The organism is Pseudomonas sp. R38(2017) (genome assembly GCF_002112395.1).
Lineage (GTDB): Bacteria > Pseudomonadota > Gammaproteobacteria > Pseudomonadales > Pseudomonadaceae > Aquipseudomonas.
In genome coordinates this window covers 192,599-208,775 of the sequence record NZ_NEHN01000001.1, presented here as the reverse complement: position 1 = coordinate 208,775, position 16,177 = coordinate 192,599, and the positions used below count along the sequence as shown (strand labels likewise).

The 16,177-nt window shown below is 57.5% G+C and carries 19 protein-coding genes; 2 read left to right on the top strand and 17 right to left on the bottom strand.

Going from position 1 to position 16,177, the window contains the following annotated elements; all coding sequences use genetic code 11:
• Positions 1–45: 45 nt before the first annotated feature.
• The 13 genes from tolB to CAF87_RS00860 all read right to left on the bottom strand — a co-directional run bounded on the left by tolB (position 46) and on the right by CAF87_RS00860 (position 10,743).
• Positions 46–1,326: a Tol-Pal system beta propeller repeat protein TolB gene (gene tolB, locus CAF87_RS00920; RefSeq protein ID WP_162803533.1), complete on the bottom strand. Its 1,281-nt coding sequence runs from the start codon at positions 1,324–1,326 to the stop codon at positions 46–48.
• Positions 1,327–1,343: 17 nt separating this feature from the next.
• The gene (gene tolA, locus CAF87_RS00915; RefSeq protein ID WP_085709625.1) at positions 1,344–2,423 is read right to left on the bottom strand and encodes a cell envelope integrity protein TolA; all 1,080 of its coding nucleotides are present in this window, start codon (positions 2,421–2,423) and stop codon (positions 1,344–1,346) included.
• Positions 2,423–2,875, bottom strand: coding sequence for a protein TolR (tolR, locus tag CAF87_RS00910; protein ID WP_162803534.1), 453 nt, complete (start codon positions 2,873–2,875; stop codon positions 2,423–2,425). Before tolR ends, tolA begins: the two co-directional genes overlap by 1 nt.
• Before the next feature lie 23 nt (positions 2,876–2,898).
• A complete protein-coding gene (gene tolQ / locus CAF87_RS00905) occupies positions 2,899–3,594 on the bottom strand; it encodes a protein TolQ (protein ID WP_007912733.1) in 696 nt (231 codons plus the stop codon).
• Entirely contained in the window at positions 3,584–4,051 is a 468-nt protein-coding gene (gene ybgC / locus CAF87_RS00900) for a tol-pal system-associated acyl-CoA thioesterase (protein ID WP_085709624.1), read from the bottom strand. The genes tolQ and ybgC overlap by 11 nt, the downstream gene beginning before the upstream one ends.
• A 127-nt stretch (positions 4,052–4,178) precedes the next feature.
• The gene (gene ruvB, locus CAF87_RS00895) at positions 4,179–5,240 is read right to left on the bottom strand and encodes a Holliday junction branch migration DNA helicase RuvB (RefSeq protein WP_085730264.1); all 1,062 of its coding nucleotides are present in this window, start codon (positions 5,238–5,240) and stop codon (positions 4,179–4,181) included.
• A complete protein-coding gene (gene ruvA, locus CAF87_RS00890) occupies positions 5,241–5,849 on the bottom strand; it encodes a Holliday junction branch migration protein RuvA (RefSeq protein WP_007951205.1) in 609 nt (202 codons plus the stop codon).
• A 114-nt stretch (positions 5,850–5,963) separates the two neighbouring features.
• A complete protein-coding gene (ruvC, locus tag CAF87_RS00885) occupies positions 5,964–6,491 on the bottom strand; it encodes a crossover junction endodeoxyribonuclease RuvC (protein ID WP_007951206.1) in 528 nt (175 codons plus the stop codon).
• A 101-nt stretch (positions 6,492–6,592) separates the two neighbouring features.
• Positions 6,593–7,339 (bottom strand): YebC/PmpR family DNA-binding transcriptional regulator, encoded by a 747-nt coding sequence (locus CAF87_RS00880; protein WP_085730263.1) that lies wholly within the window; start codon positions 7,337–7,339, stop codon positions 6,593–6,595.
• Positions 7,340–7,468: 129 nt separating this feature from the next.
• Positions 7,469–9,244: an aspartate--tRNA ligase gene (aspS, locus tag CAF87_RS00875; RefSeq protein ID WP_085709621.1), complete on the bottom strand. Its 1,776-nt coding sequence runs from the start codon at positions 9,242–9,244 to the stop codon at positions 7,469–7,471.
• 108 nt (positions 9,245–9,352) lie between these two features.
• Positions 9,353–9,574 (bottom strand): FmdB family zinc ribbon protein, encoded by a 222-nt coding sequence (locus CAF87_RS00870; protein ID WP_085730262.1) that lies wholly within the window; start codon positions 9,572–9,574, stop codon positions 9,353–9,355.
• A gap of 113 nt (positions 9,575–9,687) precedes the next feature.
• Complete coding sequence (locus tag CAF87_RS00865; RefSeq protein ID WP_085730261.1) at positions 9,688–10,032, bottom strand: ribbon-helix-helix domain-containing protein; 345 nt, start codon at positions 10,030–10,032, stop codon at positions 9,688–9,690.
• Positions 10,033–10,272: 240 nt separating this feature from the next.
• Positions 10,273–10,743 (bottom strand): Dps family protein, encoded by a 471-nt coding sequence (locus CAF87_RS00860; RefSeq protein WP_039766007.1) that lies wholly within the window; start codon positions 10,741–10,743, stop codon positions 10,273–10,275.
• A gap of 309 nt (positions 10,744–11,052) precedes the next feature.
• Here CAF87_RS00860 and CAF87_RS29600 point away from each other — a divergent pair, with 309 nt between their 5' ends.
• On the top strand, positions 11,053–11,655 hold the full coding sequence (locus CAF87_RS29600; protein WP_085730260.1) for a cold-shock protein: 603 nt from the start codon (positions 11,053–11,055) through the stop codon (positions 11,653–11,655).
• A 70-nt stretch (positions 11,656–11,725) separates the two neighbouring features.
• Here the strand turns inward: CAF87_RS29600 and CAF87_RS00850 are convergent, their stop codons facing one another.
• Positions 11,726–11,932: a SlyX family protein gene (locus CAF87_RS00850; protein ID WP_085730259.1), complete on the bottom strand. Its 207-nt coding sequence runs from the start codon at positions 11,930–11,932 to the stop codon at positions 11,726–11,728.
• A gap of 2 nt (positions 11,933–11,934) precedes the next feature.
• Positions 11,935–12,360, bottom strand: a complete 426-nt coding sequence (locus CAF87_RS00845) for an HIT domain-containing protein (protein ID WP_085730258.1) — start codon at positions 12,358–12,360, stop codon at positions 11,935–11,937.
• An 878-nt stretch (positions 12,361–13,238) separates the two neighbouring features.
• Between CAF87_RS00845 and CAF87_RS00840 the strand changes: the two genes are divergently transcribed.
• Positions 13,239–14,585: an OprD family porin gene (locus CAF87_RS00840; protein WP_085730257.1), complete on the top strand. Its 1,347-nt coding sequence runs from the start codon at positions 13,239–13,241 to the stop codon at positions 14,583–14,585.
• Between the two features lie 120 nt (positions 14,586–14,705).
• On the opposite strand, the gene CAF87_RS00835 is transcribed toward CAF87_RS00840, so the two are convergent.
• Both CAF87_RS00835 and CAF87_RS00830 read right to left on the bottom strand, forming a co-directional pair.
• Positions 14,706–15,545, bottom strand: a complete 840-nt coding sequence (locus CAF87_RS00835; RefSeq protein ID WP_085730256.1) for a mechanosensitive ion channel family protein — start codon at positions 15,543–15,545, stop codon at positions 14,706–14,708.
• Positions 15,546–15,683: 138 nt separating this feature from the next.
• Positions 15,684–16,169 (bottom strand): YajQ family cyclic di-GMP-binding protein, encoded by a 486-nt coding sequence (locus CAF87_RS00830; RefSeq protein ID WP_011335651.1) that lies wholly within the window; start codon positions 16,167–16,169, stop codon positions 15,684–15,686.
• Positions 16,170–16,177: the final 8 nt, after the last annotated feature.

Sequence of the window (16,177 nt, the reverse complement as noted above, 5' to 3'; positions counted from 1 at the left end):
CTCCTAATGAACCCCAGTGTGTTAAGTAAAACGTGTAGCGCCCGCTCACTTCAGGTAAGGGGACCAGGACGGTTCTCTGACTTCGCCTTGAGCGGTAGGAAGCGGGAGCCTAACGCGTCCATTAATGGACACGAGCATCAAGACTCCCCGGCCCTGTTGGCGGGTGGCGTAGATTACCATGGTGCCGTTGGGCGCAACAGTAGGCGACTCGTCCAGAGTGCTATCAGTGAGGATTTTTACACTTCCGCGCTGCAAATCCTGAGCCGCCACTTTGAAATTGGTGAAACCGTCCTGACGATGAATCATCACCAAGGTCTTTTCATCAGCCGACAGCTTCGGGTTGGCGTTGTAGTTACCTACGAACGTAACACGCTCGGCACCACCGCCATTGGCGCTGGTCTTGTAGATCTGCGGCTTGCCTCCACGGTCGGAAGTGAAGTAGATGGTCGAGCCATCCTTGCCCCAGTACGGTTCGGTGTTGATGCCAGGACCTGCGGTCACACGAGTGATCTGGCGCGAACCGAGGTTCATCACGTAGATGTCCGGGTTGCCATCTTTCGACAGTACGAACGCCAGGCGATTGCCATCCGGCGACCAGGCAGGTGCACCGTTCAGGCCTTCGAAGTTGGTGATCTGCTCACGGCGACCGGTGTCGATGTTCTGCATGAAGATACGCGGACGCTTCTGCTCGAACGAGACATAGGCAATACGCTTGCCGTCCGGTGCGAAACGCGGCGACAGGATCGGCTCGCGCGATTGCAGCAGAGTCACGGCACGGGCGCCGTCATAGTCTGAACGCTGCAGGGTGTAGCGGGTGTTCTTCTCGGAGAAGCGTTCAGCCGTCACGTACAGCAGGCGGGTCGAGAACGCACCGTCGATACCGGTCAGTTTCTGGAACGACTGGTCAGAGATGAAGTGCGCCATGTCCCGTATTTGCTCGGTCGTACCGGAAACACTGCCGTCCGCCACTTTCTGTTCGGTGGCAACGTTGAACAACGCCCACTGAACCTGCAGGCGACCACCGGCCGGCGTGATATTGCCGACCATCATGTACTGGGCACCTACTGCCTTCCAGTCACGGAAGATGATTTCGCTCGGCTGGCTTGGCTGGCTGATCATGTTCTGTTTTGGAATCGGCGAGTAATAACCCGAGTTCCGCAGATCGTTGCCAATGATTTCAGCCATGTCATCCGGCAGGACGGCACCGCCCTGGAAACCGAACGGTACTACGGCGATCGGGGTAGCCCGATCGCTGCCGCTGGTGACCAGAATGTTCTTTTCATCCGCCATCGCGATCCCTGCCATGCAGCAGATCACGACCAGCATTCCTCGAAGAAGGTTTCTCACAAGGCTAGATCCTCAGGTGTGAATGTCATCTTGAATGAACGATACGGAGCGAAATCGCTCGGCTTCATTCCCTGCATTTCCGTCAAACGTCCAATATTCTTGACCGCTGCCACTGCCGACGCATCGAACGGACCGTCGCCACTGGACTTGGCCACGCTGACCGTGGTCACCGTGCCGTCCGGCAACATGCCGATCTGCAGAACAACCGTCATGCCTTTGCGTGCCGAAGGAGGACGAGCCCAGCCTTCCGCTGCCCGCGCACGAATCAAGTCATCGAAGCTGCCCGCGGTTTCGTCACCACGTTCGTCCGCCAAAGCCTGCTGGCGCTCGGTCTTGTCGGACAGCAGGTCGGCCAGAGCCTGGGCCTTCTTGTCCTCGACCGATTTGCGTGCCGCGTCCTGCGCTTTCTTCTTCGCAGCATCGGCAGCAGCTTTCTTCTTGGCTTCATCGGCGACTTTCTTCTTCGCCTCTTCAGCCTCGGCTTTCTTCTTGGCGTCTTCGGCGGCTTTCTTCTTCGCGTCTTCGACGATTTTCTTCTTGGCTTCTTCAGCGGCCTCTTTCTTGGCCTCTTCTTCAGCAGCCTTCTTGGCTTCTTCTTCAGCTTTCTTCTTGGCTATATCAGCCAATTGTTTCTCTTCTGCCTTCTTGGCTTCGGCGGCTTTCTTCGCGTCTTCGGCTTTCTTGGCTTCGTCAGCCTTCTTCGCCTGTTCCGCTTTCTTCGCCTCATCGGCCTTCTTGGCTTCCTCGGCCTTTTGAGCCGCTTCTTCTTTCTTTTGTTCCGCAGCCTTCACCGCTTCCTGCTCGACCTTTTTCTGCTCCATCTGCTCGACTTCGGTCTGGCGCGCGGCGGATTTCTTCGCCTCACCCGCAATCTTCTGATTGGTCTGGGTGGTTGCCTGACTTTTCGATTTCAGCTGGTAAAGGGTTGCCTGGACAATCGGCTTGGCCGGCGGCAGCTCCGGTGTCATGGCGAAACTGACGAACAGCATGCCGAACACCAGCACGTGCAAGCCAATCGCCCAGACACTGGGCCAGAAGTAGCTTTCCGAGGCGGACGGCTCTCGCTGTTGCTGCATCAGGGGGCCTCGGTGATCAAGCCAACATTACCGACCCCGGCTTTCTGCAACCCGCCCATGGCGCCCATGACGGAGCCATAATCGACGGACTTGTCGCCACGGATGAAGACCTGGGTGCGCTTGCCGCCTTCAGTGCCGGCGCGGATGATCTTGGTCACCGCGTCGGTCATCTGTGGCAGGGTCATGGCCCGGTCCTGTTGCTTCTCGGTGTCGACTTCGCTGCCAAGGTTCCAGTAGTAGGTCTTGTCAGCCTTGATCGAAATGGTCAGCACCTGGGTGTTGTTGTCCTGCGGCAAGGCTTCGCTGGAAACCTTGGGCAGATCCACTTTCACGCCCTGATTGAGCATCGGCGCAGTCACCATGAAGATGACCAGCAGCACCAGCATCACGTCGATGTAAGGCACTACGTTCATCTCGGCGACCGGCTTGCGCTTGTGTCGGGCTCGAGTGATTAAAGCCATCGGTAAATACCTGCTTATTCTTCGCTGGTGTGCACTTTGCGGTGCAGGATCGCCTGGAATTCATCGGCGAAGGTGTAGTAGCGGCTCAGCAAGGTTTCACTGCGGGCAGAGAAACGGTTGTAAGCGATAACGGCCGGGATCGCGGCGAACAGGCCGATCGCAGTGGCGATCAGGGCTTCGGCGATACCTGGGGCCACAGTGGCCAGGGTGGCCTGTTGTGCGCTGGCCAGACCACGGAAGGAGTTCATGATCCCCCACACGGTACCGAACAGACCGATGTACGGGCTGACCGAACCGACGGTGGCGAGGAACGGCAGGCTTTGCTCGAGTTTCTCTTCCTCGCGGGAGATCGCTACGCGCATGGCACGGGCCACGCCTTCCATGACCGCTTCAGGATCAACGCCCGGCTGCTGGCGCAGACGCGAGAATTCCTTGAAACCGGCACGGAAGATCTGCTCGACGCCCGAATCCGGATCCGGGTTGCTGCCGGCCTGGCGGTACAGTTTGGACAGGTCGATACCCGACCAGAAGCGCTCCTCGAAGCTCTCCAGGGCACGTCGACCGGCGCGCAGCAGATTGCTGCGCTGAAAGATCATGATCCATGAGGTCACCGATGCGGCTACCAGGGTCAACATTACCAACTGCACCACGATGCTGGCATTGCTGACCAGGCTCCACATGGAGGAATGGTCGACGACGTTAGCTTCCACGCTTTATCTCCTGCTTCAAGTGTGTACCCGTGCCGACCGCGTCGGCGAAAGCCGCACGCAAGTCTTCGGGAAGGGCCCGGGGTTTCAAACTGTTAGTGCGCACACAGGCCACCAGAAACTGCCCCTCACAGAGCAGCACATTATCCGTTGCCCGCCTGACCTGCTGTCGAAAGCGCAGGCTGGCACGGTTCAATTCGATTACATCAGCGCTTACCAGCAGCTCGTCGTCCAGTCGCGCCGGCGCGTGATATCGCGCTTCGCTGGAGTGCACGACGAACAACAGGTCCTCCCCTGCCAGCGCCGACTGGGCAAAGCCCAGCTCCCGGAGCCGCTCGGTTCGAGCCCGTTCCATAAACTTGAGGTAATTAACGTAATACACGATGCCGCCCGCATCGGTGTCCTCGTAATAAACGCGACAACGATGTGCGAACGGCTCAAGCCCGTTTTGCGCGCGCATACTCTAGTGCTTACTCCTCGGGTTGCCAATCCGGCCAGGCAACTGTTTTTCATAGTTCGAAGGCTTTACCGCAAAAGTACCGTCCTGAGACAGTACAAACGCTGAATAAATCGCCAATAAATGTGTATCAATCGTCCACGGCATCGAGAAAATCGTCTGCCACGGGCATTTCGCCCATTCGTGACGGAATGTTTAAACCAAAATGCAGATATGCGTGCCGGGTCACCACCCTGCCCCGCGGCGTACGCATGATGTAGCCCTGCTGAATCAGATACGGCTCCAGCACATCTTCGATGGTGTGGCGCTCTTCACTGATCGCAGCCGCCAGACTGTCGATGCCGACCGGGCCGCCATCGAACTTCTCGATCATGGTCAGCAACAATCGCCGGTCCTGATGATCGAAGCCGTGCTCATCGACATCCAGCAGATTCAGTGCCAGGTCGGCAACGGATTTGGTGATATGCCCCTTGGCCCGGACTTCGGCGAAATCCCGCACCCGGCGCAACAGCCGGTTGGCAATTCGCGGCGTACCACGGGCACGACGGGCAATCTCGAAAGAGCCTTCCGGGTCCAGCGGCAGACCGAGGATGTTCGCCGAACGGCTGACAATCGTCGCCAGGTCGGCGGTGCTGTAGAACTCAAGACGCTGAACGATACCGAAACGGTCACGCAACGGATTGGTCAGCATCCCCGCCCGCGTCGTTGCGCCAACGAGGGTGAACGGCGGCAAGTCGAGCTTGATCGAACGCGCCGCCGGCCCTTCACCGATCATGATGTCGAGCTGGAAGTCTTCCATCGCCGGGTACAGCACTTCTTCGACGATCGGCGACAGACGATGGATTTCATCGATGAACAACACATCGTGGGGTTCAAGGTTGGTCAACAGCGCTGCCAGATCCCCCGGCCGCTCGAGCACCGGGCCCGAAGTGCTCTTGATCGACACCCCCATTTCCTGGGCAATGATGTTGGCCAGGGTGGTCTTGCCCAGCCCCGGCGGGCCGAAGATCAAGGTGTGGTCGAGGGATTCGCCACGGCCACGGGCGGCCTGGATAAACAATTCCATCTGCTCGCGAACGGTCGGCTGGCCAATGTATTCGGCCAGACTGACGGGACGTATCGCCCGATCCTGGACTTCTTCGCGCTCACGCGGACTGTGCGTGGCGGAGATCAGACGATCAGCTTCAATCACTTAAATCATTCCCTTCAGGGCGCGTCGGATCATGTCTTCACTGCTCAAGCCTTTCTCCTTGATCGCGGAAATCGCCTTGCTCGCTTCCTGCGGCTTGTAGCCCAGGGAAATCAGCGCGCTGACCGCATCATTCTCGGCGGTATTGACCGGTGCCGGGCCGTCCGGCTGGTTCGGTACCAGCGCAAACATGGCCGGCGAGGTCTCCCAGGCCTTGAAGCGGTCCTTGAGTTCGACCAGTAGACGCTCGGCGGTTTTCTTGCCCACCCCCGGCACCTTGGTCAGCGCCGAAGTGTCCTGGGACTGCACGCAACGGATCAGCTCATCGACTTCCAGACTCGACATCAACGCCAGGGCCAGTTTCGGGCCCACACCATTGAGACGGATCAACTCGCGAAAAAAGTCTCGCTCACGTTTGCCAGCGAAACCATAGAGTAACTGCGCGTCTTCGCGTACGACCAAATGGGTGTGCAAGGTCAGCGGTTCACCGACCGACGGCAGGCGATACAGAGTGGTCATGGGCACTTCCAGCTCATACCCGAGGCCGTTTACATCCAGAATCAGGTGCGGCGGCTGTTTTTCAGCGAGGGTGCCGCGCAAGCGTCCAATCACGTTTCAGATCCTTGAGCGTTGGCCAGCCGTGGGCTGGCGACAATCAGAACGAAGGACTCCGGCCGACAACACAGGCGCGCAAGTCCACATTCCGTAAATTTGATGCTGATGCTATCAGAGACGCAGGCGCCCGCCACGACTGCGTGCGGTTCCCAGACCGTGCGGTAGCAGACTGGAGCGAGTGTGCGCGTGGCAAATGGCAATGGCCAGGGCGTCCGAGGCGTCGATCTGCGGCTTGCTGGTCAGTTTGAGCATGTGCATGACCATCATCTGCACTTGTTCTTTATTTGCAGCGCCAGTACCGACCACTGCCTGCTTGACCTGGGTGGCCGTGTACTCGGCGATTTCCAGGCTCTCTTCGGCGCCGGCAACGATAGCGGCCCCACGGGCCTGTCCGAGCTTCAGCGCCGAGTCGGCGTTTTTCGCCATGAACACTTTTTCGATGCCCATGGTCACCGGGCCATAGGTCTGGATAATCTCGCGTACGCCGCGATAGACGATTTGCAGGCGCTCGTGCAGCTCGCCGGCGCCGGTGCGGATACAGCCCGAGGCGACATAGATGCAACCGCCGCGTCCGGTATCACGAACTATGCCGTAACCGGTAATGCGCGAACCGGGGTCGATACCAAGAATTAAAGTCATAAGCCTGCAGGTTCGAAAAAACACAAAAACAAATGTGGGAGATTCCATGCCTGAGAGGAACCCTCAAACATGGAATCTCCCACATTGAAGCCTAGCCGTTATCAGCCGAGCTGAGCCGCCACGTCTTCCGGAATGTCCGCGTTGGAGTAGACGTTCTGCACGTCATCCAGGTCTTCCAGCATGTCGATCAGCTTGAGCACCTTCTCCGCCCCTTCCAGATCCAGTTCGGCGCTGGTGGTCGGCTGCATGACGATTTCCGCGTCATCACCCTTGAAACCGGCCGCTTCCAGCGCGTTCCGCACGGCGTAGAAGCTGGTGAAGGAGGTGAACACGTCAATGGAGCCGTCTTCATGAGTGATCACGTCATCGGCGTCGGCTTCCAGTGCCGCTTCCGTCAGCGCATCTTCGTCAACACCTGGCGCAAAGCTGATCTGGCCCTTGCGCTCGAATAGATACGCCACCGAGCCGTCAGTTCCGAGGTTGCCGCCACACTTGCTGAACGCATGACGCACAGCCGCAGCGGTACGGTTGCGGTTGTCGGTCATGCACTCGACCATCACGGCCACGCCGCCCGGGCCGTAGCCTTCGTAGGTCAGTTCTTCAACGTTGTCCGCTTCGGTCGCACCGGCGCCACGGGCCACTGCACGATCGATGATGTCGCGGCTCATGTTGGCGCCCAGTGCCTTGTCCAGGGCCAGACGCAGACGCGGGTTGGAACCCGGATCGCCGCCGCCCTGACGCGCCGCAACGGTCAGTTCACGGATCCACTTGGTGAAGATCTTGCCTCGTTTGGCATCCTGACGTTCTTTGCGGTGCTTGATGTTCGCCCACTTGGAATGACCTGCCATATCTCGCTCCGAATTCTCTTTGAAACGTTGCCCGCCGCGCACATCGCACAGCCAGCAAACAAAAAAATCTCGACCTGCTCTCTACAGAAAGAAAAAAGGCGCATCCGAAGATGCGCCTTCAGGCCCGTCTTACTCAGCCTTTGGCGTTTCGCGCAAACGAATGTGCAATTCGCGCAATGCCTTCGCATCCACAACACCCGGCGCCTGCGTCATCACGTCGGCAGCACTCTGGGTTTTCGGGAAGGCGATCACTTCACGGATCGACTGGGCGCCGGTCATCAGCATTACCAGACGGTCCAGACCGAAGGCCAGACCACCGTGCGGCGGTGCACCGTATTTCAAGGCGTCGAGCAGGAAGCCGAACTTCTCTTCCTGTTCCGCTTCGTTGATACCCAGCAGACGGAATACCGCTTGTTGCATCTCTTTACGGTGGATACGGATCGAACCGCCACCCAGCTCGGTGCCGTTCAGAACCATGTCATAGGCACGGGACAGAGCGCCCGCCGGGTTGGCTTCGAGCTCTTCCGGGGTGCACTTCGGCGCGGTGAACGGGTGGTGCAGCGCAGAGAAGCTGCCATCATCGTTCTCTTCGAACATCGGGAAGTCGACGACCCACATCGGAGCCCATTCACAGGTCAGCAGCTTCAGGTCATGACCGAGCTTGATCCGTAGCGCGCCCAGGGCTTCGCTGACGATCTTGGCCTTGTCGGCGCCGAAGAACACGATGTCGCCATCAACTGCACCGACGCGATCGAGGATCACGTTCAGGTTGGCTTCCGGGATGTTTTTCACGATCGGCGATTGCAGACCTTCAACACCGGCAGCACGCTCGTTGACCTTGATGTACGCCAGGCCCTTGGCACCGTAGATGCCGACGAACTTGGTGTAGTCGTCGATCTGCTTGCGCGGCATGCTCGCCCCGCCTGGAACGCGCAGTGCGGCGATACGGCATTTCGGGTCGTTGGCCGGGCCGCTGAACACCTTGAAATCAACTTCTTTCAGTTGATCGGCAACGTCCACCAGCTCCAGCGGGTTACGCAGGTCCGGCTTGTCGGAACCGTAACGGCGCATGGCTTCTTCGAAAGTCATGTGCGGGAATTCGCCGAATTCCAGATCCAGCACTTCCTTGAACAGGTTGCGGATCATGCCTTCGGTCAGGCCCATGATGTCTTTTTCGTCGAGGAAGCTGGTCTCGATGTCGATCTGAGTGAACTCAGGCTGACGGTCGGCACGCAGGTCTTCGTCGCGGAAGCACTTGGCGATCTGGTAGTAACGGTCGAAGCCGGCGACCATCAGCAGTTGCTTGAACAGCTGTGGCGATTGCGGCAGGGCGAAGAACGAACCGGCGTGAGTACGGCTCGGTACGAGGTAGTCGCGCGCGCCTTCCGGAGTGGCACGAGTCAGGATCGGCGTTTCAACGTCGAGGAAGCCATTTTCGTCGAGGTAGCGACGGATGCTGGTGGTCATGCGCGAACGCAGACGCAGCTTCTCGGCCATTTCCGGACGACGCAGGTCGAGGAAGCGATAGCGCAGGCGGGTTTCTTCGCCAACGTCCGAGAACTCGTTCAGCGGGAACGGAGGAGTTTCCGACTCGTTCAGCACTTCCAGTTCGTAGCCCAGGACTTCGATCATGCCCGACGCCATGTTGGCGTTGGTAGCACCGGCCGGACGCAGACGCACCTTGCCGGTGATCTTCACGACGTACTCGCTGCGCACGCGATCGGCGGCGGCGAAGCTCTCGGCACGATCCGGGTCGAATACCACCTGGGCCAGACCATCACGATCACGGATATCGAGGAAAATCACCCCGCCGTGGTCGCGGCGACGGTGAACCCATCCGCAAAGGGTAATTTCCTGGCCTTCCAGGCTTTCGTTCAGTTGGCCGCAATAATGGCTGCGCATCATGGTAGTGGTTTCGCTTCTCGTAATTCGAAATTCGGTAGAGATCCATCGCACTCAAGCTATGTGCGACCAGTGGATACTCGCGCGTGTCGTTCGACCTGGGTCTGAACCCTAGTCAGATTTGTCGCCACCGGCCAGATTCTTCTTCGCGCCGGTCTTGAAATCGGTTTCGTACCAACCGCCGCCGCTCAAGCGAAAGCCTGGCATGGACAGCTGTTTCTTGAGCTCCGGTGCCTGACAGGCAGGGCAGTCGACCAGCGGTGCGTCGCTGATCTTTTGAATGGCTTCCAACTGATGGCCACAGGAAGCACATTGGTAATCGTACATCGGCATGGGGTTGTCTCAGCGATCAGATTGCCAGCTACCGCAGGGCGGTGTGGCGAAAGAGCGGGATTATATCCATTAAATGCGGCCTGTGCAGCCGGAAGACTGCACAGGCCGCCCAGTCATTGACACCCCCCGGTGGTCACCGGGGCATCGCGCAAGCCATGCACGACACACACCACCCGCACCAGGCCGCTGAAGTTCTTCACGCCGCCATGACGCAAGTGCACTTCGCGATCGACACGGGACAACAATGTGCCGACCGAACAGCAATTATCCTCGGCCATGCGACCCAGAATATTCCAGTAGACCTGCTCCAGCCGCATGCAGGTTGCAAACCCGTTCAAGCGCACCGATCGGGCCAATGGCCGGATCAATGCCATGTCGAACTCTTCAAGAAACGGTGCCACGGCCCGGTCTTGCCGCGAGCCGATGACGATTCCACTTCGCCTGTCTCCAACTTCCATATCGTTGACACTCCTTTGCCATCTCTGCTTGTTGCCAAGGCAACATCCTGTGACCTCATTAAAAGCGCGGAGCAAAGGTATATCCAGACGACTTTTTGACCGTCCACGTAGGATAAGCCAACACAACAGGGAGGATCATGGAGCAGCGAAATGCTTTCTTCGCTTCCTACAATAGCGAAAGCTTTTTCCCGACCCAAATGGGCGCACGACTCACAAACTGTGTCCGTGCGCCTCGGGCGATCAGGCTTCGAGCAGCGCCCTGAGCATCCACGCGGTTTTCTCGTGGACTTGCATGCGCTGAGTCAGAAGATCAGCCGTCGGTTCGTCACTGACCTTATCCAACAGCGGGAAAATCCCCCGCGCCGTACGAGTAACCGCTTCCTGGCCTTCGACCAGTTGTTTGATCATGTCTTCGGCACTCGGCACGCCCACTTCTTCCTTAATAGAGGAAAGGCGCGCGTAAGTCGCATAGGCACCCGGTGCAGGGAAACCCAGGGCCCGGATGCGCTCGGCGATCGAGTCCACGGCCAGGGCGAGTTCGTTGTATTGCTCTTCGAACATCAGGTGCAGTGTCCGGAACATCGGCCCGGTGACATTCCAGTGGAAGTTGTGGGTTTTCAGATACAGCACGTAGGTGTCCGACAGCAGACGCGACAGCCCTTCGACGATGGATTTGCGGTCTTCTTCACTGATACCGATATCGATTGCCATGCTTACCCCCTAACGGCGATTGAATTCATCCAGCAGGTGTCGGTTCACTGTAGCAAGGCCTCCCTCCCATGACAGCCCCCGTATTGACCCGATAGAGGCGACAAATCGCCCCACGTCCTGCCGCTGGCCGGCGTGATTTGAGTCGCTGCAGGCTTTACTGTTAAATAGGCAGTGTGTCGCTACGCCCTGTTTTCCGGGGGTTGCGCATAGGCTGATGCCGGGCACGTGTCCAACGCCTCTTATTGTTCCGAAGCGAACCGTGCGCCTTCAGCTCTTCCTTGTGAGCCGTCATAACGTGAGTCATTAAAAATGTTGAAAATCGTCCACCTGCTAATGGGCGCAGCAGCCCTGCTGCTGTCCTTCATACCTAGCTTGAGACCCGAAGCCGTACCTTACCTGCAACAACCCGATGCACTTTACCTGGCCTTTTTCGGCCTGCTGAACCTGGTCATTGCCCCGGTGATCCCTTACTGGAACAAAGGCCCGCGCCAGCATCTGCAAAATCTGGTCAGCGCATTGCTGGTGCTGACCGTCGTCCTGCAAACCCTGACCCTGATCGCGCCAATGCCTGTCATCGCCGGCCAGCCAGCTGTGCTATTCAGCCTGGTCATTGCTCTGGTTGCCGTGGCCGTGCACCTGGCCGTCAGCTTCTATAAATCCTCACCGGCCGCCGCTACGCAAAGCTACGACATGAGCAACCGCGATACCGGCACCGTCAAGTGGTTCAACACTTCCAAGGGCTTCGGCTTTATCTCCCGGGATTCCGGCGATGATATTTTCGTGCACTTTCGTGCCATTCGTGGCGAAGGCCATCGCGTTCTGGTCGAAGGCCAGCGTGTGGAATTCTCGGTGATGAACCGTGACAAAGGCCTGCAAGCTGAAGACGTGATCGCCGCCCTGCCGCGTCGCTGATCCAGAACGAAAAAACCGCGAACAGCCTGGCTGTTCGCGGTTTTTTATTGCCCTTACGAAATACGTGAACTCAGTAATGCGGCGGCGGTGCGTCTTCTTCGAAAGATCCAAACTGGCCGACCATTTCCTCCTGACGCTTGAGCAGCGCGGCCATCTGCAACTGCAGATGTTCCATGACTCTCTGTTGTGCCACCAGCACGTCGTTCAACGCCTGAATGGTGTCGTCCTGAAACGCCAGACGGCTTTCCAGATCGTTTACGCGCTCTTCCAGGTTCATGGTCAAACCTCCAGAAACTTGAAATCGTCGTCCAGCACCAGGCGCAGGCGCTCGCGGATCGCGGCGACCTGCTCGGCGCTATAAGGTTTGGCGGGATGCTTGCCCCAGACCGGCGCTGGCCAGGCGGCATCGTCACGTTTACGCACAATCACATGCATATGCATCTGGCTGACGACGTTACCCAGCGTGGCGACGTTCATTTTGTCGGCATCGAACGAATCCTTGAGCACTTCCGCCAACGCAGTGGTTTCCTGCCACAGACGCTGCTGGTCGGCGACATCCAATTGAAACAACTCGCTGATATCGTCGCGACGAGGCACCAGAATGAACCAGGGGTAGTTGGCGTCGTTGGACAGCAGCAACCGGCAGAGCGGGAAGTCGCCGATGGTCAGCGTGTCCTGTTGAAGGCGTGAATCTAAAGCAAACACTGGGTGTACTCCCGGCTGATCGACAATATTCAGCTTAGTGGACCTGCCCGGTAGAGGGCGCACTAAACGACAGGACGGCAGCATACCTCCGAATGCCCTGCCCTTCACGATGAAGCGGTGCCCCGTCATGGAACATTTCTGGCGATTGCGCACCAGCCCGAGACTCGCCGTGCCAGGCAACACGCAAAAATGACCATGACTCAATACCGCGCTCAGGGTCATGACAGGGCTCAAGTGTTTGAATTCAGTACAGCCGGAAAAAATATTTGCACCAAAACCGTACAGCGGGTCTACGCTCAATGGCTCGGGCATCCGCCAAATACTCACTGAAAGGGTGAACCGGTAACGTTTTTGGTTGTCATGCGCAAAAACGCGGGAGACAACACCAAGCGAGCAAGCGCGTCAACCCTCATCAAAAAGGGGCGCGCGAGCCCGTATTTACAAGGTTTTTACAGCGACGAGCGGGGCAAGGGAAAAATAACCGCATCAATTTTGCGGTTTGTGCACGCTTGTTGCATTCGTACTCATATGAGCTATGAGCACGCCACGGGAAGTGGTGGCTCAAAGCCCGAAAAAAACAGTGGCAGGGTTGCCCGATGGAGATTCAAGTGTTTTGCCAGGGACTCTTTTTTACCGATGCAAAAAGGCCCAGAAACAGCGATAAAGTTGTCAGTCCGGCTGCATTGGTACTGTGAATTTGCGACATCAACCAAGCCATTTGCGACAGCGTCGTAAAGAACATGAAAGGTTGTATGCGCAAGTATCGCCAACATTGTCGGCGTGATATAAGTTTGCGCCGACACAAAAAGAAAGAGCCGCCCAGATAATAAAACAGGTGGGACGGCAGTACTCTTCTAAAACCAAAGGAGCAAATCACGATGCGCGTGATGAAGTGGAGCATGATCGCACTGGCCGTTACAGCAGCCAGTACTCAGTTGGCTACGGCCGCACCGTTTGTTAGTGACCAGTCTGAAGCCAAAGGCTTTGTTGAAGACGCCAAACTGACCGAAACGTTGAAGAACTACTACTTCAACCGTGACAACAAGAACGGCGGCCACGACCAGAAAGACTGGACCCAGGGTTTCCTCGGCAACTTCACTTCCGGTTACACCCAAGGCACCGTAGGCGTCGGTATCGATGCATTCGGTTACCTGGCGGTCAAACTGGACGGCGGTGACGGTACTTCCGGTACCGGTAACATGAGCCGCAGCAATACTGTCAAAGCCAACGGTTATGCCCATGACGTTGATGAGAGCCAAGGCAAAGCCGGCGCAGCCATCAAGTTCCGCATCTCCAAGACCGAGCTGAAAATCGGCGACCAGCAGCCAAGCACTGCCCCAGTGTTCGCTGTCGGCGGTTCCCGTATCCTTCCGCAAACTGCCAGCGGCTTCCAGTTGCAGAGCAGCGAAGTCAAAGATCTTGACCTCGAAGCCGGTCACTTCTACTCGGCTACCAGCCAGGACAAAAACGCTCGTGAAGGCGGCCTCTACGCCACCTACGCAGGCGTTGAAGCCAAAAACATCGACTACTTCGGTGGTAAATACGGCATCACCGACAACCTGACCGCATCGCTGTACGGCGCCAAGCTGGAAGACATCTGGAACCAGTACTACGCGAACGTGAACCTCACCACGCCATTCGGTGGTGACACTTCGCTGAACACTGACTTCAACATCTACCGCACCACCGATACCGGTAGCGCCAAAGCCGGTGACATCAGCAACACCGCGTTCTCCCTGGCGACTGCCCTGTCGTTCCTGAAGGCACACACCTTCACCCTGGCCTTCCAGAAGGTCAACGGCGACACCCCGTTCGACTACATCGGCGTGGGCAAGAACAACCGTGGCGGCGACTCGATCTTCCTCGCCAACTCGATCCAGTACTCCGACTTTAACGGTGCAGGCGAGAAATCCCTGCAAGCCCGTTACGACCTGAAAATGGCCGAGTACGGCGTTCCTGGTCTGAGCTTCATGGTTCGCTACGTCAAAGGCTGGGATATCGACGGTACCCACACTCCAGCGGGTAGCGCTTACGCCGGTCTCTACGGTGAAGATGGCAAACACCACGAAACCAACTTTGAAGCCAAATATGTGGTTCAAAGCGGTCCGGCAAAAGATCTGTCCTTCCGTATTCGTCAAGCGTGGCACGTTGCTAACGCTGATGAAGGCGAAGGCGACGTTAAAGAGTTCCGTCTGATCACCGAGTACCCACTGAACATCTTGTAATCGTCAGTGGTTAGTTTGGTTGAATGAAAAAGGCCCATCTTCGGATGGGCCTTTTTTATTGCCTGTTGCTTGTAATACATGCCTGACCGATAAGTCAGGCAATTGATTAGCAACCTATCATTAAACTGCCGACTCCTGAACCACACGAATCACTCGTTGTGGAAACGGAATATCGATGTCGGCAGCCTTCAAACGATCGCGGGATTGTTCGTTGAACATGAACATCACATCCCAATAATCTGCAGTTTTAACCCAGACCCGCAGAGAAACAGTGATCGAACTATCACCCAGCGTCGAAATGACAGCCTGAGGCGCCGGATCCTGCAGCACGCGATCATCTTTAGCCAGATCCAGCAGCACCTGACGGGCCTTTTGCAGATCGGCTTCGTAATCGACACCCACATCGAACACAACCTTGCGGGTTGGCTGACGGTTGGTGTTGGTAATAATGCCGTTCGACAGATTGCCGTTCGGTACGATGATGGTCTTGTTGTCGCCGGTGCGCAGTACGGTGTGGAAAATCTGGATGCTGTCGACAGTACCCGCCACGCCTTGCGCTTCGATCCAGTCACCGATGCGGAACGGGCGGAACAGCAGAATCAGCACGCCACCGGCGAAGTTCGCCAGGCTGCCCTGCAATGCCAGGCCGATGGCAAGGCCGGCCGCACCGATTGCCGCCACGAACGAAGTGGTCTCGACACCGATCATCGACGCCACGCTGACGATCAACAGCACCTTGAGAATGATGTTGGCCAGGCTGCTGATGAAACCTTGCAAAGCCAGGTCGGCATTGCGCAGAGCCAACAGGCCACCCAGTTTTTGCGTAACCTTGTTGATCAGCCACCAGCCGATCGCCAGGGTAATCACCGCCAGCAGCACACGACTGCCGTATTCCATGATCATCGGAATCCACGCCTGGGACGCCTTGACAAGGTTGTCTACCTCAGCATTCAAATCCATCTTTTATCTCCTGATTGCCGGCTTCCCGGGCTGAAAAAATCAGCGGCAGAACGACCGGACCTGTTGGGGCTCAATCGTTTCTGCCGCTGCTTGGGCCTCGGACGCTGAAAACGCCGAGAGGTTCCCGACTCGGATGGCTCAGTCGCGGAAGTTGTTGAATTGCAGAGGCATGCCGAATTCCTTGGCACGCAGAGCAGCGATGGCTTCCTGCAGATCGTCACGCTTCTTGCCGGTGACACGTACCTGCTCGCCCTGAATGGCGGCCTGCACCTTGAGTTTGGCTTCCTTGATGTGGCCGACGATCTTCTTCGCCAGCTCCTTGTCGATGCCTTCCTTCAGAACGGCGTCCTGCTTCATCAGCTTGCCCGAGGCGAAGGAGTCTTTGACTTCAAGGCACTGCACGTCGATCTTGCGCTTGACCAGGGCCAGTTTGAGGATCTCGATCATCGCTTCCAGCTGGAAATCGGCTTCAGCGGTCAGGTGGACGGTCAGGTCCTTTTCCTTGTATTCGAAGCTGCCCTTGCCTTTCAGGTCATAACGACGATCGAGTTCCTTCACGGCGTTCTCGACCGCGTTGGTGAGTTCGTGTTTGTCCAGTTCGGATACCACGTCGAACGACGGCATGTAATCTC

What these genes read in the sequence shown, in the direction of transcription:
- CAF87_RS00880 (WP_085730263.1), bottom strand. Translation starts at nt 7,339, where the DNA reads ATGGCAGGTCATTCCAAGTGGGCGAACATCAAGCACCGCAAAGAACGT.
- ybgC (WP_085709624.1), bottom strand. Translation starts at nt 4,051, where the DNA reads ATGCGCGCGCAAAACGGGCTTGAGCCGTTCGCACATCGTTGTCGCGTT.
- CAF87_RS00830 (WP_011335651.1), bottom strand. Translation starts at nt 16,169, where the DNA reads ATGCCGTCGTTCGACGTGGTATCCGAACTGGACAAACACGAACTCACC.
- CAF87_RS00835 (WP_085730256.1), bottom strand. Translation starts at nt 15,545, where the DNA reads ATGGATTTGAATGCTGAGGTAGACAACCTTGTCAAGGCGTCCCAGGCG.
- ruvC (WP_007951206.1), bottom strand. Translation starts at nt 6,491, where the DNA reads ATGACTTTAATTCTTGGTATCGACCCCGGTTCGCGCATTACCGGTTAC.
- CAF87_RS00865 (WP_085730261.1), bottom strand. Translation starts at nt 10,032, where the DNA reads ATGGAAGTTGGAGACAGGCGAAGTGGAATCGTCATCGGCTCGCGGCAA.
- CAF87_RS00840 (WP_085730257.1), top strand. Translation starts at nt 13,239, where the DNA reads ATGCGCGTGATGAAGTGGAGCATGATCGCACTGGCCGTTACAGCAGCC.
- CAF87_RS00860 (WP_039766007.1), bottom strand. Translation starts at nt 10,743, where the DNA reads ATGGCAATCGATATCGGTATCAGTGAAGAAGACCGCAAATCCATCGTC.
- CAF87_RS00870 (WP_085730262.1), bottom strand. Translation starts at nt 9,574, where the DNA reads ATGCCGATGTACGATTACCAATGTGCTTCCTGTGGCCATCAGTTGGAA.
- aspS (WP_085709621.1), bottom strand. Translation starts at nt 9,244, where the DNA reads ATGATGCGCAGCCATTATTGCGGCCAACTGAACGAAAGCCTGGAAGGC.
- tolB (WP_162803533.1), bottom strand. Translation starts at nt 1,326, where the DNA reads ATGCTGGTCGTGATCTGCTGCATGGCAGGGATCGCGATGGCGGATGAA.
- CAF87_RS00850 (WP_085730259.1), bottom strand. Translation starts at nt 11,932, where the DNA reads ATGAACCTGGAAGAGCGCGTAAACGATCTGGAAAGCCGTCTGGCGTTT.
- CAF87_RS29600 (WP_085730260.1), top strand. Translation starts at nt 11,053, where the DNA reads ATGTTGAAAATCGTCCACCTGCTAATGGGCGCAGCAGCCCTGCTGCTG.
- tolA (WP_085709625.1), bottom strand. Translation starts at nt 2,423, where the DNA reads ATGCAGCAACAGCGAGAGCCGTCCGCCTCGGAAAGCTACTTCTGGCCC.